The sequence below is a fragment of the Halogeometricum sp. CBA1124 genome, from assembly GCF_009741955.1.
GTDB classification, from domain to species: Archaea; Halobacteriota; Halobacteria; order Halobacteriales; family Haloferacaceae; genus Halogeometricum; species Halogeometricum rufum.
Window position 1 is genome coordinate 34,259 of record NZ_WPCD01000005.1, and the last position, 20,863, is coordinate 55,121.

Here is a 20,863-nt window from a genome sequence, read left to right on the forward strand (position 1 = left end):
AAGGCCCACCCGGATGGATCAACCTGTTCTTGCACGGTGGTCCCACATAGCATAAGACACTCTCTTGAGTCGCAAGCTCAGTATCAGTTCTCTGGTGTTCACTGGGCGTACGTAGAAGCAGATGATGGCTAAGGTTGATCGTTCGAATTGCTTTTTTAGCGGCCAGTTCTTTGTCAAATAAGGCGATTTGAAGATTTGGACTGTACCTAGTGAATTAAAGAAAAATCGTTATCAGAACAGATGGTTCCGTTTCTCACCGAAGGTGTTCGAGTATCTGAAGAAAGCGGAACGCTGGCTCGCCGTATCCTTTTTTATCTGCTCTTGCTAACTCTCGAAGTTCGTTAATTCGGTCAGTGTACGACTCGTTGATGACTAGTTCAATTTCTGCTCCGCTCTTATCCTTGAAGTCATTAGATAGCTCATCAAGACCAGATGTCAGGAGTCCCCGGGGGACGACAGGTGACCATAACTGGAACACATACTCGTCAGCATCATCAAAGACCCGCGTCACATAGTCGTAGTCAGAGTTGAACTTCCGCCAGAGTTTCTCCAACGTGTATTGGTAGTCACTGTTCCCGTATTCGTCCCAACGGTCTGTTGAGGGGGTTCCCGGGTAGAGTGTTCCGTGGAGATGAGTGATAACCTCACAAGCGTAGATGGTTTGCTTCATTCCGCGTGAATCAATAGCTACCACATCAATCTCCATCTGCTCACCTTCCTCTTTGGATCGTTGATTGTAACTTACGATCTCACAGTCAGTTACGAGTTTATGATAAGCACCGACGAGAAGTTCCCCAAGTTGCGCTTCCGACACCATGCCCCCTACTCCACGCGAGTCATATAATAATTCACGAATTATCGGATGAGTGTTTTGACTAGTGAACGGAGATTGGAGAGTGATTACGACATCAAAGAAGTGGAAGTTCCTTCCCGATTCGCTCCTTCATATGTTCCATTCGATGCTCTACGAAGTCGGGGTAGTTCTGGTACTCGTGGAGTCTTTTGTCCTTTGGTACTTGATGCTGTTCGAAGTACTGCTCTCTGTTAGAGTACGATTCAACCTTCCCGTCATCGATACGCTCCAGCCAGTTGATGAGGTCGCGATCACTCTTCGATTGGTTCTCTCTTGGACCGAGGAGTTGCAGGTTGGCGATGTGGTCTCGATTCTCTTTGAACCAGTCGATTCGCTCGGGTGCTACATTTCTCTCACGAAGGAAGGCCTCATCCCCCAGTTTTCCTCTCGGGAAGATGTGATCCACTTCGTATTTTCTGTGACCCGCTCGACGCCCTTCATAGAAGTGCGTAAGAAGGACGTTCCGCCGTGAGCCAGAGCGATAATCCACCTCGTCGAGCAACTCATCGAGAACATCGCGATCTAACTCAACAACCGCACCGCTTCCACGGAGATCGTTCAGAATTTCTATCGCCGGGAAGGAATCTCCGTTTGATTCCTTGATGTGTGCTCTGGCCGTTTTCAGAACCCTCTCTGATCCGATGTTCCCGAATACGCCATTTAGGACTGTAGTTGCGAGCCAATAGTGGACAGCCTGACGACCAGAGGGTGTAGTAGAGACATCCTTGAGGTATAGATACTGAATGATAGGTGAGATGACGTTCTTACTGGACAGTGCCCCATTATGGAACCCCAAGCTCGAAGAGAGTTTGAACGCGTCCCGTATTGCCTGTTCGAATTGCTCATCGTGGAAGACCGCTTCTGCTTCGCGAAGGTCGTCACCGTCGTATCTGCCATTCTTGCGGAACGCTGGGCGTTCACCGGAAAACAAGAGGAGTGTCCGAAGCAGGAAATTCTTCCCGAAGCTGAATCCCAGCTGAGAGAGTTCGGTGTCCTCAGATAGCGTCTTAGTGAACTGTTCGATCTGCTTTTTCGCATCTGTCGGCCCCCCTTCGTGATCTACCTTCTGCCAGTATCCCGTCAATAGGGCCAGTAATATGTCTACTCCACTCAACACCTTTCCACCCTTATTTCGTCGGATGAACAGCTCCCTCGCGCTCTTTTCGTCGGTAAGCGTCTGTTCGTAGAGAATCGCTTCTCTCTGGTTCACTCCCCACCAGAGCCGCTCTATATTTTCCTTGACCAGTGTCTGTTCATCGTCACTCATGCCCTTCGATACTCCCGAGAAGCCCTCGCGCAGGAGGACATCTTTTCCAAGGAACGAATCCTCCGAGAGCCCCTCAGAGTCATCTACTAGCCGATTGACTGGGAACCAATATCTGTCCCCCGCTTCGCTCAGGCCCCCTGTCTTCCTAAAGTCGAATCCGTAAACCAAGTCCCGGTCATGCTCGCTACTCTGATTACCTGACAGTAGGTCGAAGTACAATTCCCGTTGGTTCCATGCCCCGCGATTGCTCACCCACCCACCGTGCTTCCGGGTTGTGAAGCTCCCAGTCAGGCTAATATAAAAGGAGGTTAGCCGCTGTTGACCATCGAGGACTAACGAATACGACTCTGGGAGTTCATCAAAGCCGAATCGTTGGCTGTATCGTTGAATGTGGTCCTCGAAGGAGAATGAGCGTGAATCCACGTAGTGCTGAATGAACGAATACGCCGGCTCTCTCCGTGGCTCGTCTCTCTCGTCATTCCAAACTAGCAACGAGCCAAGCGGTAATCCTCTAAGTAGAGAGTCCCAGAGCATCTTGATTTGGTTCTGGCTCCAGCAGTAATCCCGTTGAAGGCATGGGATGTACAACGATCTGTTCAGTCGTGGGAGCATCTCGCGAACTGTCTTCGTTTTCGCGGGTTGCTCTTCAATCATAATACACGTCAGTTGCGGAGAGACTACAAAGCGATTTGGGGATTCAGTTCAGCGACTGACGAGGACCTTCTTAGTCGGAAGACTAACGCGGCTTTGACCGAGACAGGTCGTTTCCTTTCTTGGACCTGAGTTGAGCGTGATTTGAGGATATAGCCTGTTCCTAGGGAGTTGAAGAAACTCACCACCTACAACGGAGGTGTCTGTCACTCACCAAAGATGTTTGAATATAGGGCAGGATGATAGGAATGAGGTGTTGGTCTTCGGTTAGAGCCCGCCGTCTGAGATTTGAGCTGACATTCGACACAGAGATTGTGAGGCTCCTTCACCTGACATAGTACGTCGGGACCTACTGAATATCAGCTATATACATCAATTCCAATACACAAATGTCTCTATATCGTAGATATTCACCCGATCTACGGGTGTACCGTTTTGTGTATCTGATGTACAGGGGCCTCTGTTAGGTATTCGGCCCACTGTTTTTCCATTTTCTCACGTTCTGCTTGCTTCTCATCAATCACACTCCCCATGCGGTCTATTCGGTGTTTCTTTTGTATTGACCTTGATTTAGAGAGAGTAAGTCCGTCTAAACTCATCACAAATGATAAGAGACCTTGGACGTGCTTTAGCCTTTTTGACACTTCTGTGTAGTAATCTGAGTCTGAGTCGAAGAGAAGGAGTGACCCTCTAATTTGTGTAATCTCTTCCTCTAGAGATTCAATTACCGAGAGACGTAGATTCTGTGAATATTCTACTCTTTCAATTACGCATTTGACTATTGATTCAGCCGTTAGCTTCGACCCACCACCATCGCGATGTTCAAAGACTCGGTTCTCAAAATCTTCTGTCTGACCGACATACAGGACTCTTTTTGCTGAGTGCGCAAGGAACCTCCAAACTGGGATCCCCTTGTCTTCCCCATTCACTGACCCATCTATCACATTTGAATAATAATTTGGGTGCTGAATTATTTCTGGGTGGAGTTCCTCTATTGGATACAATTGATCAGAGAACAATACCATCGGTTCCCGGAATGATGGTAGCTCCCAGTTGGGTTCACACTCCAGCGCATATATTGTGTACGTGCAGGAATCTTCCTTAACCAAGATTTAGTAAACCCCACTCTTTTCTCGCTTGAGCCCAATTCATGCTTTTCTATCATATTATCTCCATTACTAATGTATGTTCGGGAATGGTGGTGAGTTCAATACGTAGGGTAGAACCATTAGTCCGAGCTACTCCTATAGCTCGATTCATACTCGGCGTGGACATCGAGAATCCGCCGAACACTCGGGTCAAATCCTCTTCCCCGAGGTTCCGCGTGCTGTCGAAGCGATTCTCGGACTGACTCCCGGGTTACTTCTCTATCAGCCAGCAGAAGTTCGACCCACGCGCGAGTCTCGTCCACTCTGAGGGAGTGCCCTGTTGCGGTGATGCAATCGTATGCAGAACGAGCGTCGTCCGTCTGTGGGAATTCACGTTGTAGTTCCGCTATCGCTGAGAACGAGAGTCTTGCCTCCTCGTAATCACGGTCGGGGAACATGTCATAGATTCGCTCTGAGCGTTGAACCTGCTCTCGACTGGCCCCTTCGACATCTATCCTCTCGGCGATCTCCCTGTAGGAGTAGCCGTACATGGTCCGCGCCCTACGGAAGAGCCGTCCCCATTCCCATTTTTGATCAACCCCTGTGTAATCCTCCTTGATTTCTCGGATGTAGCGTTCCAGTCGCTTAAGAGAGATGTCTTCGGACGTCAGCTTGAACGGCGAGTCGGGAACCTCCAGCGTAGATGTAGGTCGGCGTTTGAGCGTTCTATGATGGCTACATCGAACCTGTTTGGGGCCAACATCCGAGACGCTACAGTTGACGAGTAGGGCGTCGTCTTCGCTTCCTTCAACGACAACGCGCCGTCCATCTATTAGCCATGTCTCTCTGTCTCGGAGCCCCCCGATCGTCAATCGATCCCCCGCGTGATGGGGTCGAAGCCGAATAACTTCCGATGGACCTGCACGAAGCGTATCTCCGGTTCGAGATCTTCTGTGCTGGGCTGGACGAGAGATCGGTCACTGAACTGGTGGAAGGATTCGTAGCCATGAGTCGAACTGGCGTCCGCGACGATGATGCTGTAGTCGTCTCGTAAACTGAGCCACCCGGAGTCGAATCCCCAGTGACAGCGACGACAGAGGAGTAAACCGTTGGTCTCTCGATCCGGCCCGCCGTGTTGAGCTGGATGTATGTGAGCGGCCTCGGCTTCGGGGTTTCCAAAGGGAGACTCACGTTTCTGCCCACAGACGGCACAGCGACTTGAGTAGAGATCGTGGAGGTTTTGCTTCGTCTCGGGAGAGAACCCGCCGGAATAACTACCAACCGCCCAGTCCCCGGTCATAGCTCTGCGTTCGAGCAGGGCCAGTTAATGACTGGTGTTCAAAGCCGGACAAGTACGGTCTCAATCGGAACCGATCCGAGTAGTCCGTTTCTTGATCACTCTCTGTTGACCTTCCTCATTTTCATGTATTTGATGTGTCCCGGACTCCCCGAAAAGTATAAGAAATATAGACATTATTTGTAGAAAGAAATAGATGGAACGGAGACGATTTCTCGGGGGGGATATGCGGTGTAACCAGCATAGTTTCGCTCGCCGGATGTACGAGTGCGGCTCTCGATCAAGAAGTATCTACACTAGGGCAGACACCAACTCCTGAGCCAGAAGACAACCTTCCAACTGTCGAATGGAGTGAATCGTGGCTTGGGGGAGATAGATACGCACTCTCTGTGAACGGAAATCTTCGCGATGTGAGCCGTATAGTCTTCAAACTCAACGGCAGTACTGAAATCGCTAGTATTGATGGATCGCCCGGGCAGTCGTACGAAAAGGAGATCGCGGGACCAGAGAGTTCACGCGGACCGATCTCTCTTGGGGATATGGTTTGGGCAGTTGTCCCAAGTGACCCTGTGGACAAACAAATCGATCTGTTCTCGATTGGATCACAGGAACAGCCCTCGATACCATTCCACTTGCAGGGCCTATCCGCCGGGACAGTCCCTAACATAGAGAACAGTGACCTACTGGAACGGAGTTTTGAGCAGGAGGTCGATGGACGGAAGACCGTCTTCACCACAAAGGTTCCCGATGTCCTCTATCAATACTACCAGAATCGGAAACGCACGTTGGATTGGGGAGGATACGTTTCCGATGGATACGACGACCCATATATCGACTCGATCGTCAAGGGTTTGCGAGAGTTCGGAGAGCGAAATGGGCACTCTGATAGCGAGCTGTTGAATCACGCCGTTGCTTTGGTTCAACAGATGGAATACACGCAGGACAAAGTGGCAACAGGGTACAACGAGTATCCGAAGTACCCGATCGAAACGTTAGTGGACAGAGGTGGCGACTGCGAAGATAGTTGCATCTTGCTTGCTCAGCTTCTGAAGAAGCTGGGGTACGATACAGTCCTCCTCGTAATCCGTGATGCGCAACATATGGCGCTCGGTGTCGCCGGGGACAATTCACTCAGCGGCTCATACTACGAACACGGTGGAAGGCGGTACTACTACTTGGAGACTACCGCTGGAGGTTGGAAGGTCGGGCAGGTGCCTCAGTCGGTACGCAACTCGAATGGGAAAGCAGAGATTCACGAGGTGAATAGCCGACCAGTCCTCGCGCACAAATGGGCTACACAGGTCTCCCCTGAGGGCGGTGTGACTGTAGAGGTCGGATTAAGAAATGTCGGTGATGCGCCAGCGACCACGGCAGAAGTAGAGACTATATTCGAGACACCAGACAGACAGGTTGTCTCCTCGAAGAAGAAATCTTCGCCGGAGGTGGGAGTTGATTCATATGGCGAGGTTTCCCTGCAACTGGTGCCACCTGATACGAAGGAACTGCATGGCCGGGTTCGTATCTTCCTCGATGGAGAGTTGCACGACGAAAGCGTGAGTGAATTCCGAAAGCCAACTAAATTAGGACAGTAATCTGTATAAAAGCTAATTCGCCTCACTTCTGTTCTTGTACCGTCTGTGGAGATAGTATCCGATGATTCCTATCACAGCTATTACTCCGATTATAGCGATGTGCTTGCGAGTAACCTTTGACGCGACTTTCCTTGCGGTCTTTTTTAGCTACAGAGGCAGTAGTCCGAGCAAGCCGCCTACTTAGAGATTTTATTCCAGATCCTATATGACGAAGAACATACCGACCATGTTTGGCGATGTATTGTCTGGTACGGTCTAAGGCTCGGAGAGTTCTCTTGTCTGTGATTTTGACTCCATAATCTCCTGCCAGCTTTTCCGCACCTGCAGTGAAGCCATTTGTAGAATGGACTGCCACGTCTACATCATTTTGTAAGCCGTGGTCAACCATCCGTTTCACCTCGTGTGAACTGACGGGACGTTTCCAGTGCTTTACCTCGGCGTGGAGGTCTCGACCTTTCCCTCTACAGACGAAATCCTTTCCACCATCCCGAGTTGCAGGTGTGACATCGCATCGATCATACCCGAAATTTGATTCGTAGAATTTCGAGACTTCATGTTCTTTCTTGCGGGCCGCTTTTCGCTTATTAGTAGACCTATTCGTGAGATCCGTGATGCCCATATCCGCAGTATATGATAATTCTTCTACTTATAGATATACAAGAATAGCTTGTTGAGAGGGTAGTTTTCAGATATAGAAAGTCGCTGTTGAGTTCTCAGATGTTCTCGAAGAAGTCCCTCCGCTGTTCCATCTTTTCGACGTCGGTCATTTGGTTGTAGTGCTTGTCGAGGACATCGGCAGAGACATCGGCTCGACCGCTTACTGCTGGGACCGGGACCTCACTCCTGAGCGCGTGTGTGAGACTTGACCGACGTATATCGTGTGTACTGATCGACGAGGGGCAGAGATGGGCTGTATCGTGTCGTTGGGTTGCTTCACACGTCTCGGGATCTCGACCGTGAGGGCAGTCGTTCCCGATAGCGCAGGGGCGAGACCACTGGTAGATGTACTTTTGGAGCGTCTGACCGTGGGCACGGCCATAGTTCGTTGTGAGAAGTGGGTGACGGCCATGTTCATCGGTCACGTCAGGGCGCTGGTCGGAGAGCCAGTCCTCGATGACCGTCATGAGTGCAGTAGAGATCGAGACTGGTCGCTCGCCTTCGTACTTGTTCTTCAGAGGTGTGTCCGTCTCGGGACGATGGCGCACGTCGAGGTACTGTTCGTCGGGATAGAAGTCGTCCACATCGAGCGCACGGCCTCCACCACGTCGCATCGATGTATGCCAGTAGAGTTCCCACGTTACGTGCGGGAGCGTCGCGTACTCGTACTTTCGGAGATACTCTAGTATCGCCTCGGCGGTGTCGCTGTCGATGTGGGTTTCGCGTTCGTTCTCGCCGCGCTGAAGCGATGGAGACTGGACCTTGTCGGGGAGTTCCGGGTGGACAGCATCGATTCCCGTCGCCCAGCGGAGAAACACGCGGAGCGTGTCCATGTAGCTCTTGAGCGTGACGTTCTTGATGCTCTTAGAGCGCCGAATTTTGTAGCGATTTGTGTCGCGCCCAGTTAGATCGTTGAGATTATCGATGTCGTTTTCCGCGCACCATTCGAGGAAGAGTTTCAGGCGTCCTCGATGAGTGCGATGAGTCTGTTTCGAGAGTTCACTCTCGCGGTCGGCCAGATATAGCTCGACTGCGGTGTCAGGTTCTATTGGTTCGAGTTGGGGTTCCATTTGTATCGTGTGTTTGGCTTTCTGCTGGTCGTAGTGCGTGCTGAGCGCCAATTTCACACGATAGGACCCCTGAGCCTCGTTTATGGCCCGGGCGACAGCCCGCGAAGCGGTCTGTCGTCAGACGGCAAGTGTGGCACAAAGTGACACACTTGACGGCGTGGTTCAAATCCCGGCCGGCGCATCTTCTCGCTGAATCACGGCGCGGAGCTCTGTCTCCGCGCGACTCGATTCGAGAGTGATGCGGGACAGAGGGGTTTGAACTAGACGAGTCGCAGCCCGCGCAGCGAAGCGAGCAGGAACGTCTCGGCGTAGTTCGCAATCCCGGCCGGCGCAGTAATGTCTCGAGTGTCGTAAAAACGCAGAATCGCCGCGCCGCTGCTTCGAGCGTCCGAGGAAGAGCGCCCGACGTTCGGCGACCGGTGAACGTACGCTCGAACACCAAATTCTAGAGTCAGTACCGGATTATTGCAGGTAATCTGTCTCGGCTGCACGTTCGTTCGGCGACGGTCGTCATTCATTTACTTCACGAGCATCTGGGTGAAAACATGGAGTGGCTCAAAGCAGCGGTCGTCGCTCTCCTCGCAGGGTCGTGTATCGGCGCCGTCCTGTCGCTTGCGGAACTCCCGAGTCCGGCACCGAAGGAGTCGCTCGGCGTGGTCGCCGGTGCGTTCACCCTCTGCGGGATGTACCTCGGTCACGCCGCGACGAACGCGTACTTCTGAACCGCCCCGCCCCGGGTTCGCCGGACTGGTCGATCTGCCGATAGTTCAATGTAACAGTAGTTCGACACGGTTCTCGATGGAGCAGGAGTTCTCGGCGGACGCGTTCGACGGCCTGCAGTTCGTCTCGCAGTCGCCGGTGAGAATCACGTTCTTGCTGGAGCTTTCCGAAAACGGCCCGATGAGTCGGTGTGACCTCCGCGAGACGGTCGACGCGTCTCGTACCACCGTCTCGCGGAACCTCGACGCACTCGTAGAGCGCGGGTGGGTCGACGAGGCGGGAGCGACGTACCGGGTGACGCCCGGCGGCGAACTCCGGGCGTCGGCGCTCGAATCGTACCTCTCGACGGCCGAGGCGGCCGACCGACTGGAACCGTTCTTCCGGTGGTTCCCGATGGACGGCGTCGAGGTGGAGTGGGAGTGGTTCCTCGACGCGGCCGTCTATCCCTCGACGTCCGCGGACCCCTACGCTCCCGTCGACAGACACGCCGAGCGGTTGGAGACGGCGGAGCGACTGCACGCCCTCCTCCCGCAGGTCGGACTCCGACCGATGCAGTCCATCGGGCGAGAGCGCGACGACTTCGAACACGAACTGGTCGTCTCCCCGTCCGTCGCGGAGACGCTTCGGAGCGAACGGAAGTACGTCGAGGAACGGGCCGCCCTCGACGAACGCGGGCGAGTGTCGTTCTACGTGAGCGAGGAGCCGATTCGAACCTACGTCGGCCTGTTCGAGGACGACGTGCAGATCGGCGTCAGCGACGGGGACGGCGTCCCGCGCGCACTGGTGGAGACGGACGACGAACGCGTCCGTCGGTGGGCGCGCGAGACGTACGACCGTCACCGGAGCGACGCCGAACTCCTCTGCTGACGGCGCGGGACCGCGTTCGACCCCTGCAGCGCGTGCACGGCGTGCACAGCGTTCGACGAATACACTGACACGGGCACGACCGAAACTCTCGGTCGGGGGGAGCAAAGCGACCGATGCGCTCGGTCGCGCAGCACACTCGCACCCGTACGTCGGACTCGCTGGGGTGCCTGAGTCGACGTGCGGAGCGACTGACTGCGACGAAGCGGGTGCCTCACTCGACGAATGGGGCGTCTCGGTCCCGACGGCGACTCCCGACGGGCGGCGGCTTCGGGGCCGCGCCCGTCAGGAGTCCCGGTTCGCTCTCGTTTCTGACCGCCGCCGTTCCTCGCGGAGGCGTTCGTCCCACTCGTCGAACAGGCCGTAGTCCCGCATCGTCGTCATCCCGGCGAGTGCCGCGCGGAGTTTGATGCCGACGAGCGGGATGTCGGCCACGCTGACGACGACGTCGGCGTCGAGGACGGCACCCTCTTCGAGGAGGACGTCCACGAGGTCGACGACCGCGTCGTCGTCCGTTGGCGGGTCAGGCTCCATCGTGGGAGTCCGGAGTCGTCGCGTGAGACGGTTCGTCGGACTCGTCGTCCCCGGTCGGGGCGCACGCGTCCGGGGCGAACGTGTACGGCGGCCACGGACCCGTGTACCGGACGGACGCACCGTCCTCGTCGGCTATCGTGTCGAGGAAGTCGCCGACGGCGTCGCGTTCGTCCTCGTCCGCGAGGACGGCGAAGCGCGCCGTCGGGGCCGACGACGACTCGGTCAGGGGCGTCTGCGGCGCGTCGCCGAGTTCCTCCGCCTGGTCGGTCGTCCGTTCGAGTTCCGCGGCGAGTTCGGCCGTTCGCCGTCGCCGGCGCTCCGCGGCGAGTTTCGACACCCGGCGCTCGTACTGTTTCTCGAGGAGGAACGCGGTGCCGTCGCTGGCGTCGGACAGCCGTTCGTTCAGGTCGGCGAGTTCCTCGTCCTCGTCGGCGAGTGCCTCCGCGAGGGCGTCGCGGTCCCACTCGACTTCGACGCGGTACTCCCACCGGCCGGACAGGTCGGCGAGCGCTTCGGTGAGAGCGTCCGCGTTCGCCGAGAGCCACGTCCGAATCGTCTCGTCGTCGCCGCGGACGACGGTGTCGAACCGGAACGGCACGGGCGTTCCGAACGCCTCACCGGCCGCTTCGACGGCCGCCTGATGGTCGTACAGCCACTCGCGCACCTCTCCGGGCGCGTCGGACTCGTACGGTTCGGCTCGGTCGTGGACGACGGCCGAGAGCGACTCGGTCGAGACGACGGCGAGGTCGGCACCGGCCACGCCGTCGGCGTCGAAGGCCGCCGCCGCGTCGTCGTCGCGGGGGACGACGCAGTAGACGTAGCGACCGGTGTCGTCGCCGGTGATGGTATCGCTGTCGGTGATGGTGTCGTCGCCGTCGTCTGTCCGCCGGCGCTCTCCGGCGTCGTTCATCGCTGCTCACCTCGCTCGTCCACGGCCGTCTCTCCCCGTTCGTCCCGCTCGACCTGCCGAATCGCGTCGGTGACGAGCGAATCGAGGTCGCCGCGGAGTTGGTCCACCTGCTCGTCCACCTCTTGGTCCTCTTTCAGACGTTCCAGGTCTGCCTCGAGGGCGGCGAGGTGGCTCCCGAGCCGTTCGACCTCCCCGTCGGAGAGTCGCCCGGACTCCATCCGCCTGACGGCCTCGCGTTCGAGCGCGTCGACCAGTATCTCGACGACGGCGACGACGACGGCGGTGAGACCGTTCGCGCCGCTCTCGTCCACCTCGACGGTCGTCATTCGTCTCCCTCCTCGTCCTGCGCCCGTGGCGTCGATTTCTCGCTCGATTGAGTCGACTCGGACTCGTCCCCAGAGGACTCGGCTGCGTCGTCGTCCTTCGACGCGTCACCGTCCTCCGACGCGTCGTCGTTCCCGCCGGTCGTCCCGTCGCTCTCGCCGGGTGCTTCCTCGCTCCCGTCGGACGCCTCGTCGGCTTCGGAGTAGCCGCCGGTGGGCGACAGTTCCGGGTTCGCCGCCGGCGTCACCTGCCGGTTCCGACGGCGTTCGCTCGCCGCCTCGACGGCCTCCATGTCGGTGCCGGACGGGAACTCCAGCCCGTACTGGGACGCCGTCTCGAACGACGCGATGGCCGCCCGGAGCTTGATGCCCAGCAACTCCGTCTCGCCGACGGAGACGACGATGTCGGCGTTGATGACGACCCCCTTGTCGAGGAGCAGTTCGACCACGTCGGCGAGGCTGTCGGAGTCGCGCCCCGGTTGGACCGGGTCAGGCATCGTCACCCTCGTACTCGTCGAACCGGCTCCCGTAGACGCGCGTTCGGTTCGGCGCGGAGGAGTACTTCGTCTCCCGTGGGACCGTCGAGTACTTCACGTCGACGGAACTCCGCGTCCCCGTCGAGGCCAGCGTCGAGGCGGCCGTCGGGTTCCGCGAACTCGGCTGCTCGGCCGATTCGGTGCGCCGTTCGTTCTCCTCGCGCATGCGAGCGAGTTGGTGGTGGACTTCGATCAGTCCCCGCCGGAACTGTTCGACGCTGTCTGCGAGTTGGGACTGAATCGCCGTTTCGTAGGCTTGGTCGGGTACGTTCACGTCGTCGTCACCTGTCTCGAGCGTCTGCTCCGCGTCGAAGTCGACGTCGAAGTCGTCGTCGTCGGTCAGGTCCGAGACGAGGCCGTCGTCGTCTCCGTCCCCGTCGTCGTCGCCGACGTCGTCCACCGCGTCTTCGAGTTCGCGCTTGTTGCGCCACGCGTCGCGAACGTCGACGGACCTCCAGAGTTCGGCGAGGTCGACGACGGCGAGGAGTTTCCGGAGTCGAATCGCCTCGTCGGGGTCGCCGTTTACGACCGCTTCGGGGAGGTTCTCCTCGACGACGAGTTCGTCCAACTCGTCTTCGTCTATCGCCGCGGGGAGTTCCGAGAGGTCCATCGTCTCCAGCAGTTCTATCGCCTCCTCGGCCACGGTCTGGATGTCGGCTATCAGTTCCTCCAGGTCGGTGTCCGGGTCGTCCCCGGCGAGGTAGTCGAGGGCGTCCTCGCTCGTCCGGAGCGAATCCACGACCAGCGCCGAGACGGCGTCGTCGGAGTCGTCGCTCATCGCTGCACGACCACCTTGTCGCTGAGGCGTTCGCGGGCGCGTTCGGCCGCCTCCAGTTCGGCTTCGAGTTCGGCCCGCCGACGTTCGTACTCCTCGTCGGACAGTTCGCCCAGTTCGTACAGCAGTTGGTTCTCCTTGATGTCGCTCCGGACGGATTCGGGGTCGTACATCTCCTGGACGGCCAGCGAGTGCAGGACGTCCACGACGTTTCGGAACGGCCAGAGGAAGATATCGTCGAGGAGGAACATCGTCACTGGGCCTCTATCTCGATGTCGACGAAGTTGTACGGCGCCCACGGACCCGTGTAGTCGACCGTCACGTCGGGATACTGGTCTTCGAGGTCGGCGACGGCGTCGCCGAACGCGTCCCGTTCGTCGGCGTCGACGAGGTACGAGCGGTTGAACAGGAGGCGGTCAGAGTAGAGGTCGTTCTCCGCCTCGCTCTCGCTCACCGCGGTCAGTTGGCCGGAGACGTCGTCAGCGACGGTCTCTCGGTCGAGCGTCGAGTCCTCGTCGACGACGAGTTTCACACCCAGTTCGACGGAGTCGTCGACGTCCATGAGCGCTTTGCGGAAGGCGCGCCGGCCGCCGCGCATGACGCTCTTCAGCGTCCGTGCGCTCTTGAACGTCATCCCGAACTGCATCGGGACGACCGCCCGGCCGTCGCCCTCGGTCATCACCGCTCTGAGCACCTCGTCGTGTGCCCGCGAGTTCTCGTCCGTCTGCTCGACGTCCATGTCGTCGATCGGGGTCACGACCGCCGAGAGCGACCGGTACGTCACGGTCTCGACCGGACTCTCACCCTCGACGCCCTCCATCTCCAACTCGAAGTCCTCCGCGTCGACGACGCCGTACACGTACAACTGAGTGCTCATAATGAGGGTTGACGGACGATTCGACCGAGATAATTGTATAGCTTGTGGCTCTTCGAACAAACTTCCGAACGTATAGAATCGACTGAAATTAATTTTTTATTTCTCGATGGCCGAATGATTAAATAACGTCTCCCAACGACTCGGTTACGATGCCAGCAGATAGTCCGGATGGCTCTAGTTTGGCGGACGTACTGGACAGAATCCTCGACAAGGGTATCGTCATCGACATTTGGGCGCGCGTGTCGGTGGTCGGTATCGAGATACTGACCGTCGAGGCACGAATCGTGGCCGCCTCTGTCGACACCTTCCTGACCTACGCGTCAGAGATGGCGAAGATAGAGAAGGCCAGTCAGGGGGACCTCGAAGATCTCAAGGAGATCGAGATCGGGACCGCGAACCCCCGCCTGACCGAGCAGAACCCCTCGTAACTGAGGTCACACCGTGTCCGACCAGTGTAGGGCCGTCACGGACGACGGCGAGCGATGTTCGCGGCCGGCCGAGGAGGACGGCTTCTGTCACCAGCACGGTCCCGAAAACGCGACGGTGGACGAAGCAGAGGCCGACGCCGACGCCGAGGCCGAGTCGACTGCAGACGAGGAAGACGAATCGGAGGGCACCACGATGGACGAGACCGACGATACGCGAACCGACGGCGACGACGAGCAGCGAGAACGGGACGAAGACGACCAGTCGGCGGAAGCGGAGGAGCGACCGGCGGACGCGGACGCCCGAGAGAGCGAGTCGGACGACGACGGCGACGACAAAGCCGACATCGTGGCCGTCCGCAACACGGTACAGCAGGACGTCCCCGCCCTCATCGACCGCGAACTGGACGGCGTCACGAGCGTCGTCCGGGACGAGGACGGCTGGATGGCGACGGTCGAGATGGTCGAGCGACACTCCGTCCCCGACACGCAGGACATCCTCGGCCACTACGAGGTGTCGCTGAACGGGGCCGCCGACATCGACGGCTACCGGCGCATCGAGACGTATCGGCGCGCCGAGGGCCGGCCGTACGAGGGGTAACCCTCCGTACGCCCTTCTCCGGACGTTCGACACCCCGTACTTGCAGTTGCCTGAGTGACAAGTTGATAACGACCGGCGGCGTACGAGTGGCGATGACGCTCACGCTCGTTCCGTTGTTCCCCGGCGTCCCCGGCGGACCCGAACTGTTCATCGTCCTCCTCATCGTCGTCCTCCTGTTCGGCGCGAACAAACTGCCCCAACTGGCCCGTTCGAGCGGACAGGCGATGGGCGAGTTCCGCCGCGGCCGCGAGGAGATAGAGTCCGAACTCCGGAGCGCCGCGACCGGCGAATCAGGCGACGAGACGTCGATGGAACCCGACGGAGAGGCCGACGAACCCGACGGCACGCCGGCCGCCTGACCCGGCGCGGTCCGCTTCGACCGCCGCGCTTCTCTCGACGCCTCTCGACGCGGAGTCACGACGCCGTCGTCGGGGCCGTCAGTCGCCGCCGACCGGGTTCGGAGCGGTCACGTCGGCGGTCCGATAGTACGTCACGAGGAAGACGCCGGTGGCGACGACGATGAACGCCGCCGCCGTGAGGAAGGCGGCCGTCGTCGAGACGAAGTCCTTGATGGTGCCGACGAGGACCGGGCCGGCGACCTGTCCGACCTTCCACGAGATAGAGCGCAACGACATGCTCGACGCCACGGAGTCGAACCGCTCGCCCTCCTCGACGAACAGCGCCATGCTCGCGGGGAGGCGGATGCTGTCGGCGACGCCGAGGATGCCGTACGCGGCGAACAGCGCGAAGAACGCGCCGCCGAGCGCCTGCGACCGGCCGAAGGCGTGAAACTGGAGGGGGTCGACGACGCCCTCGAAGTAGAACGACAGGGGGATGAGCGCCGTCCCGACGCCGTAGAGGGCGGCGCCGGCGGCGACGAACAGGTGTCTCGACCCGAGCCTGTCGGTCAGGTCGCCCATGTACCCCTGCGCGAGCGTCTTCGTCAACTTCCCGCCGGCCAGAATCCAGCCGATGGCGAACTCGTTGATGCCGAACTCGACCTTGGCGACGATGGGCAGGAAGATGATGACAGCCATCTTGCCGACGCTGAACGCGAGGCGGAAGAAGACCAGCGACCGAACCATCGGGCGCTTCAGCAGGGCGCGGAGCGTCTCGGTTCCCGTGGCCTCCTCGGGGTCCTTCTGACCGCCGGGGTTGTCGCGGAGGTATCGCCAGACGAGGAGGAACGCCCCGATAGTGACCGCGCTGAGTACCGTGTAGACGACGTGCGTCTGGTAGGCGTACAGGAGGTAGCCGCCGACCACGTCGCCGGCGAGGCTGGAGAAGGCGGCGACCTGATTGTACGTCCCCAGCCACCGACCGCTGGCGTCCTCGGGGCTAATCTCGCCGACCACGGTCGACCCCGTTATCCAGAGGAGGCTCGCGCCCAACCCCTGTAGCATCCGCACGAGAACGACGTGGGTGGAACTCTGGACGAACGTGAACGCGACGAAGACGGCGACGTTGACCGCGAGGCCGGCGAGGAGGTAGCGCTTGGCGTTGCCGGTGTCGATCTTGCGGCCGAGGGGGAGGACGATGAGCAGTTGCACCACGGCGAACGCCGTGCCGAACAGGCCCTCGACGAACCCGGTGGTTCCGAACTGCTCGGCGTAGAGTGCGAGGGCGATGAGGATGGTCGAGTACGCCTGACTGCGCGCGAACGCCGTCCCCGCGAGTGCGGCGAACTCTCGGTCTCTGAGGAGTCCGAGCGACCCCCCCGTCCCTCGACACCATCGGTATTCGAATCGAAACGACGTGGCCGGTGTTAAATCACAGCATCTGGGAAGCCTGTGCGGGGTTCTCACAGCGGTGAGATGCCGTCTCACGGGCTGTCGATGGGAATCCGACCACCGAGTCGGATGCGACGCCGATGCGGATTCGACGAACGGCGGCGCTACGGGAGCAGAACGACGAACGGTGAGGGAACTACGGGAGCAGAATGCGGTATGAATGGTGGACGACGGGGTTGCCCGGCGTTCCGGTGCGGGGAATCCCGGTTGCCTCCTCCACCCCGCGATCCGTCGAGCGACATACGTCCGGTGATCCGCTGCTCGCTTCCGCGCCTGGCGGAGTGTCACCGACGAACCGCGTTCAACCGACCCTGCGGCCGGCTTCCACGGACCGCTGTCCCCGACGGACGAGGCTTCTACGTTGGCTCCCGGGGCCCGCACCGGTCTGACCGGACGCGCCCGGGTTCGGTCCCCGCTGAAGGCCAAAGTCGCGGGCGAGGGGCAGGGCCTAGCTGCCCGACCTAGTCCACTCGGAAGAACGCCACCGGTGCATAAGGGACTTTCGACTCGCACCGCCCCGAAACCGGACGACGGCAACGCGGTCACGACTCGAACGGAGGCCTCCGGCACCGACGCCGGTTCGCGGGCGGTTCACGAGAGGGTGTCGCGGGCGTAGCCCGCGGCGGCGACGGGGACGACGGCGGCGAGGACGAGGACGGCCCAGCGGTGGTTCTCGATCCACGCGTACTGCGCGGGGAAACTGAACAGTAGCGTCTCGTCGATGGAGAACGCCCACGTCGCGGCGAACGCGACCATCGCCACCCCGAGGACGAGGGTCAGGCCCGCGACGGTGGCCGGTTCGGTCCGTTCCTGTATCCCCGCGAGGAAGACGACGACGCCGACGAAGCCGAGAAACCCGACGACTGAGACGCCGATGGGTCCCGCGGCGTAGTAGTCGGCGACGCCGACTTGGGTCTCCGCGATGAGGAGGGCCGGCGCGAAGACGACGACTGCGAGGAGGAGTGACGCGACGGTCCCGACGGTCGGCGCGACGGTGTCGTTCGGCATACCGGGCCTCCGTCCCCGCGCGGCGTAAAAGGTTCGAGATACGTCGCCGTGGGCCGCCGGTCGAGGCTCCCGGAAGGGAAACCGGTAAGCCGACGGCTCCGAGTCCGTGTGTATGGAAAGCGTAGCAGTCATCGGCGCGTCGATGACCCAGTTCGGGCAACGCGACGCGTGGATACGCGAGTTGCTCGCCGAGGCCGGGCAGGCGTGCCTCGACGACGCCGGCGTGTCGCCGGACGCCATCGACCACCTGTACGTCTCGAACATGGCCAGCGGGGAGTTCGAGGGGCAGACGGGCGTCCCGAACGCGTTGGCGCACGACCTCTCGGCGCTCCCGGCGTACACCGCCAGAATCGACCAGACGTCGTCCTCGGGCGGCGCGGGCATCTACGCCGCGTGGCAGTCCGTCGCCTCCGGCGCCTCCGAGATGACGCTCCTCGTCGGCGGCGAGAAGATGACCCACCGGTCGACGTCCGAGGCGACGGACGTCATCGCGTCGCTGACGCACCCCGTCGAGTACAAACACGGCGTGACGCTCCCCTCCTTCGCCGGGTTGACGGCGCGCCTCTACCTCGACGAGTACGACGCGCCGCGCGAATCGCTCGGGAAGGTCGCCGTCAAGAACCACCGGAACGGCGTCGACAACCCCCACGCGCAGTTCCGCAAGGAGGTGGACCTCGACACGGTCCTCGAATCGCCACTCGTCGCGGACCCCCTCCGCCTGTACGACTTCTGCCCCATCACCGACGGGTCGGCGGCGCTCATGTTCTGTCCCGAGTCGGTCGCTCGCGAGTACGCCGACGAGTACGTCGTCGTCTCCGGCATCGGCGGCGCGACGGACACGCACGTCGTCCACGAACGCGCGGACCCGACGACGATGGGCGGCGTCGTCCACTCCTCCGAACAGGCGTACGAGATGGCCGACGTCGACCCCGACGACGTGGACGTGGCCGAACTGCACGACATGTTCACCATCCTCGAGTTCCTCCAGTCCGAAGACCTCGGCTTCTTCGAGAAGGGCGAGGGCTGGAAGGCCGTCGAGGAGGGCGTCACCGACCGCGACGGCGCGTTGCCCATCAACACCTCGGGCGGTCTGAAGTCGAAGGGGCATCCCCTCGGCGCGTCCGGCGTGGCACAGGCCTACGAGATATACGCGCAGTTGATGGGCGAGGCCGGCGCGCGGCAGGTCGAGGCCGAGACCGGACTCGCCTGCAACGTCGGCGGGTTCGGCAACTGCGTCACGACGACAGTCATGGAGGCACGACGATGACCGACGACAGCGACGGACACGAGATGGAGGCGTACCGCTACCCCGACGGCAGCATCACGTACCCCGGTCACCTCCTCGGCCCCGGCGGCGAGGAGGCCGTCGGCACCGTGGACCTCAGCGACTACACCGCCGAGATAGTGACGTGGACCACTTCGACGGCCCCGCCGCCGGGCGTCCGCGAACCGAACCACCTCGCCATCGTGGAGTTCGACGTCGACGGCGAACCCGTCCGCGCCATCGGCCAACTCACGACCGGCGACGTGGACATCGGCGACGAGGTGCGACCGGTGTACGCCGACGAACTCCGCGACCCGGACGCCGGCATCCGCGAACCCGAGAGTCAGGACTGGGACGGCTTCCGATTCGAACCGGTGTGACCGTCTTCGGGGGAGTCTGACCGGCCCCGGGAGGCGAGGACGGCCATCGAGAGACCCAAAACAGTTTCCGACGAGGAACCGTCCCCATAGATGGTAGCGTTCGAACCATGACGACGGAGACCGAAGGTGTCCAGCAGGCAATCGCCGCGTCGGCGTCCCCCGCCGCGGAGTTCGCCGACCTCTCGCGCCGCAGACAGGTGGAGGTGTTCTTCTCGCTCCCGGAGACGGTCCAACAGTCGCTCCTGACCGACATGGACGTCCGTCAGGTTCGACGGTTCGTGCGGCGACTCGACCCCGACGAGGGGGCCGACGTCCTCGGACTCGTCGACGAGGAGACGCGGACGGAGGTGCTGCGGCGACTCGACGAGGACCGCCGGGACGCGCTGTCGTACCTCCTGGAGTTCGACCCGGAGACGGCCGCGGGCCTGATGCACCTCGACTACGTCACCGTGGACGTCGAGCGGAGTCTCGCGGACGCCGCGCGCCGCGTCGAACGGTTCGAGGAGCGGAACGACGACGTCCCGACGATATTCGTCGTCGACGACGAGGAGTTCGTGGGCGAGCTCCCCGGTCAGGCGTTGGCGCTGGCGGGTGACAAGTCCGAACGCCTCCGCGACCACGTCGAAGAGACGCCCGTGGTGACGTACGATACCCCCGATACCGAGGTGGTCGACGTGTTCCGACGCGCGCCGGAACGCTCCGTCGCCGTGCTGGACGACGACAGGACCATCCTCGGCGTCATCTACGCGGGCGACCTCCTGCGCGTCATCGAGGAGGAGGCGAGCGAGACGCTGTACGAGTTCACCGGCGTGCAGGAGGAAGAGAGCATCCTCGACGGACCGCTCACCAAGGTCCGGTATCGGTACAAGTGGCTCATCATCAACCTCGGGACGGCGTTCCTCGCCGCCGCCGCCGTCGGCGTGTTCGAGGACACCATCGCCGCCTTCACCCTCCTCGCGGTGTACATGCCCGTCGTCGCCGGGATGGGGGGCAACGCCGGCACGCAGTCGATGGCGGTGACCGTCCGGGGCATCGCACTCGGTCAGATATCGTTGCCGACGGGCCGGCGCGCCGTCGTCAACGAAGCCGTCGCGGGGGCCGCCAACGGACTCATCACGGGCGTCCTCGTCGCAGTCATCGCGACGGTGTTCAATCAGAGCCCGCTGTTGGGTCTCGTCCTCGGCGTCTCGATGGTGCTGAACCTCGTCATCGCGGGGTTCTTCGGGACCATCATCCCGCTCGTCCTCGACCGAGTCGGCAAGGACCCGGCGACGTCCGCGACCATCTTCATCACCACCGCGACGGACGTCCTCGGCTTCTTCATCTTCCTCGGACTGGCGCAGAACGTCCTCTGAGGGCCAGCGCGTCCGTTGACGGCGTC

25 protein-coding genes and 1 other RNA gene are annotated in these 20,863 nt (G+C 60.5%); 9 read left to right on the forward strand and 17 right to left on the reverse strand.

What is annotated here, in order from left to right:
- Positions 1-253: 253 nt before the first annotated feature.
- The 5 genes from GJ632_RS01435 to GJ632_RS01455 form a co-directional block, all read right to left on the reverse strand.
- Positions 254-817, reverse strand: a complete 564-nt coding sequence (locus GJ632_RS01435; protein ID WP_191451845.1) for a hypothetical protein — start codon at positions 815-817, stop codon at positions 254-256.
- A gap of 91 nt (positions 818-908) precedes the next feature.
- Positions 909-2,774, reverse strand: a complete 1,866-nt coding sequence (locus GJ632_RS01440; protein ID WP_191451847.1) for a DUF262 domain-containing protein — start codon at positions 2,772-2,774, stop codon at positions 909-911.
- A gap of 416 nt (positions 2,775-3,190) precedes the next feature.
- On the reverse strand, positions 3,191-3,880 hold the full coding sequence (locus tag GJ632_RS01445) for a GIY-YIG nuclease family protein (RefSeq protein ID WP_191451848.1): 690 nt from the start codon (positions 3,878-3,880) through the stop codon (positions 3,191-3,193).
- 119 nt (positions 3,881-3,999) lie between these two features.
- Positions 4,000-4,731, reverse strand: a complete 732-nt coding sequence (locus GJ632_RS01450) for a hypothetical protein (RefSeq protein ID WP_191451849.1) — start codon at positions 4,729-4,731, stop codon at positions 4,000-4,002.
- A complete protein-coding gene (locus GJ632_RS01455; protein WP_191451850.1) occupies positions 4,728-5,159 on the reverse strand; it encodes an HNH endonuclease in 432 nt (143 codons plus the stop codon). The genes GJ632_RS01450 and GJ632_RS01455 overlap by 4 nt, the downstream gene beginning before the upstream one ends.
- Positions 5,160-5,566: 407 nt before the next feature.
- Between GJ632_RS01455 and GJ632_RS01460 the strand changes: the two genes are divergently transcribed.
- On the forward strand, positions 5,567-6,748 hold the full coding sequence (locus GJ632_RS01460; RefSeq protein ID WP_197427807.1) for a hypothetical protein: 1,182 nt from the start codon (positions 5,567-5,569) through the stop codon (positions 6,746-6,748).
- 22 nt (positions 6,749-6,770) lie between these two features.
- Here the strand turns inward: GJ632_RS01460 and GJ632_RS25705 are convergent, their stop codons facing one another.
- Both GJ632_RS25705 and GJ632_RS01470 read right to left on the reverse strand, forming a co-directional pair.
- A complete protein-coding gene (locus GJ632_RS25705; RefSeq protein ID WP_191451852.1) occupies positions 6,771-7,367 on the reverse strand; it encodes a restriction endonuclease in 597 nt (198 codons plus the stop codon).
- Positions 7,368-7,461: 94 nt separating this feature from the next.
- A complete protein-coding gene (locus GJ632_RS01470; protein ID WP_231751235.1) occupies positions 7,462-8,526 on the reverse strand; it encodes a site-specific integrase in 1,065 nt (354 codons plus the stop codon).
- Between the two features lie 494 nt (positions 8,527-9,020).
- Here GJ632_RS01470 and GJ632_RS01475 point away from each other — a divergent pair, with 494 nt between their 5' ends.
- Positions 9,021-9,197, forward strand: a complete 177-nt coding sequence (locus GJ632_RS01475) for a XapX domain-containing protein (protein ID WP_191451853.1) — start codon at positions 9,021-9,023, stop codon at positions 9,195-9,197.
- Between the two features lie 76 nt (positions 9,198-9,273).
- Positions 9,274-10,062 (forward strand): winged helix-turn-helix domain-containing protein, encoded by a 789-nt coding sequence (locus GJ632_RS01480; RefSeq protein WP_191451854.1) that lies wholly within the window; start codon positions 9,274-9,276, stop codon positions 10,060-10,062.
- Positions 10,063-10,344: 282 nt separating this feature from the next.
- Here the strand turns inward: GJ632_RS01480 and gvpM are convergent, their stop codons facing one another.
- Genes gvpM through GJ632_RS01515 form a run of 7 tightly spaced genes read right to left on the reverse strand, consistent with a single transcriptional unit; the run spans position 10,345 to position 14,014 of the window.
- On the reverse strand, positions 10,345-10,593 hold the full coding sequence (gvpM, locus tag GJ632_RS01485; protein ID WP_191451855.1) for a gas vesicle protein GvpM: 249 nt from the start codon (positions 10,591-10,593) through the stop codon (positions 10,345-10,347).
- On the reverse strand, positions 10,583-11,503 hold the full coding sequence (gene gvpL, locus GJ632_RS01490) for a gas vesicle protein GvpL (RefSeq protein ID WP_191451856.1): 921 nt from the start codon (positions 11,501-11,503) through the stop codon (positions 10,583-10,585). Before gvpL ends, gvpM begins: the two co-directional genes overlap by 11 nt.
- Positions 11,500-11,829 (reverse strand): gas vesicle protein GvpK, encoded by a 330-nt coding sequence (gene gvpK / locus GJ632_RS01495; protein ID WP_191451857.1) that lies wholly within the window; start codon positions 11,827-11,829, stop codon positions 11,500-11,502. Before gvpK ends, gvpL begins: the two co-directional genes overlap by 4 nt.
- Positions 11,826-12,323 carry a gas vesicle protein GvpJ gene (gene gvpJ, locus GJ632_RS25710; RefSeq protein ID WP_191451858.1) on the reverse strand — a complete coding sequence of 166 codons (498 nt, stop codon included), beginning with the start codon at positions 12,321-12,323 and terminating at the stop codon, positions 11,826-11,828. The genes gvpK and gvpJ overlap by 4 nt, the downstream gene beginning before the upstream one ends.
- Positions 12,316-13,140, reverse strand: a complete 825-nt coding sequence (locus tag GJ632_RS01505) for a hypothetical protein (RefSeq protein WP_191451859.1) — start codon at positions 13,138-13,140, stop codon at positions 12,316-12,318. Before GJ632_RS01505 ends, gvpJ begins: the two co-directional genes overlap by 8 nt.
- Positions 13,137-13,388: a gas vesicle protein GvpG gene (gene gvpG, locus GJ632_RS01510; RefSeq protein WP_089805788.1), complete on the reverse strand. Its 252-nt coding sequence runs from the start codon at positions 13,386-13,388 to the stop codon at positions 13,137-13,139. The genes GJ632_RS01505 and gvpG overlap by 4 nt, the downstream gene beginning before the upstream one ends.
- Before the next feature lie 2 nt (positions 13,389-13,390).
- Entirely contained in the window at positions 13,391-14,014 is a 624-nt protein-coding gene (locus GJ632_RS01515; protein ID WP_089805790.1) for a GvpL/GvpF family gas vesicle protein, read from the reverse strand.
- Positions 14,015-14,163: 149 nt separating this feature from the next.
- Here GJ632_RS01515 and gvpA point away from each other — a divergent pair, with 149 nt between their 5' ends.
- The 3 genes from gvpA (at position 14,164) to GJ632_RS01530 (ending at position 15,399) form a co-directional block, all read left to right on the forward strand.
- The gene (gene gvpA / locus GJ632_RS01520; protein ID WP_089805792.1) at positions 14,164-14,442 is read left to right on the forward strand and encodes a gas vesicle protein GvpA; all 279 of its coding nucleotides are present in this window, start codon (positions 14,164-14,166) and stop codon (positions 14,440-14,442) included.
- Between the two features lie 13 nt (positions 14,443-14,455).
- Positions 14,456-15,040: a gas vesicle protein GvpO, halophile-type gene (gene gvpO, locus GJ632_RS01525; protein ID WP_191451860.1), complete on the forward strand. Its 585-nt coding sequence runs from the start codon at positions 14,456-14,458 to the stop codon at positions 15,038-15,040.
- Between the two features lie 92 nt (positions 15,041-15,132).
- A complete protein-coding gene (locus tag GJ632_RS01530) occupies positions 15,133-15,399 on the forward strand; it encodes a twin-arginine translocase TatA/TatE family subunit (RefSeq protein ID WP_394351770.1) in 267 nt (88 codons plus the stop codon).
- A gap of 78 nt (positions 15,400-15,477) precedes the next feature.
- Here GJ632_RS01530 and GJ632_RS01535 read toward each other — a convergent pair whose 3' ends face one another.
- From GJ632_RS01535 to GJ632_RS01545, 3 genes are all read right to left on the reverse strand, one after another.
- Positions 15,478-16,845 (reverse strand): MFS transporter, encoded by a 1,368-nt coding sequence (locus GJ632_RS01535; RefSeq protein ID WP_343160952.1) that lies wholly within the window; start codon positions 16,843-16,845, stop codon positions 15,478-15,480.
- 146 nt (positions 16,846-16,991) lie between these two features.
- Positions 16,992-17,302: signal recognition particle sRNA (ffs, locus tag GJ632_RS01540), an RNA gene on the reverse strand.
- A gap of 119 nt (positions 17,303-17,421) precedes the next feature.
- Positions 17,422-17,838 (reverse strand): hypothetical protein, encoded by a 417-nt coding sequence (locus GJ632_RS01545; protein WP_089805796.1) that lies wholly within the window; start codon positions 17,836-17,838, stop codon positions 17,422-17,424.
- A 112-nt stretch (positions 17,839-17,950) separates the two neighbouring features.
- On the opposite strand from GJ632_RS01545, the gene GJ632_RS01550 reads away from it, so the two are divergent.
- The 3 genes from GJ632_RS01550 to GJ632_RS01560 all read left to right on the forward strand — a co-directional run bounded on the left by GJ632_RS01550 (position 17,951) and on the right by GJ632_RS01560 (position 20,837).
- Positions 17,951-19,105: a 3-ketoacyl-CoA thiolase gene (locus tag GJ632_RS01550; protein WP_089805798.1), complete on the forward strand. Its 1,155-nt coding sequence runs from the start codon at positions 17,951-17,953 to the stop codon at positions 19,103-19,105.
- Positions 19,102-19,482 (forward strand): OB-fold domain-containing protein, encoded by a 381-nt coding sequence (locus GJ632_RS01555; protein ID WP_191451861.1) that lies wholly within the window; start codon positions 19,102-19,104, stop codon positions 19,480-19,482. The genes GJ632_RS01550 and GJ632_RS01555 overlap by 4 nt, the downstream gene beginning before the upstream one ends.
- A gap of 107 nt (positions 19,483-19,589) precedes the next feature.
- The gene (locus GJ632_RS01560; protein ID WP_089805803.1) at positions 19,590-20,837 is read left to right on the forward strand and encodes a magnesium transporter; all 1,248 of its coding nucleotides are present in this window, start codon (positions 19,590-19,592) and stop codon (positions 20,835-20,837) included.
- The last annotated feature ends 26 nt before the right edge of the window (positions 20,838-20,863 follow it).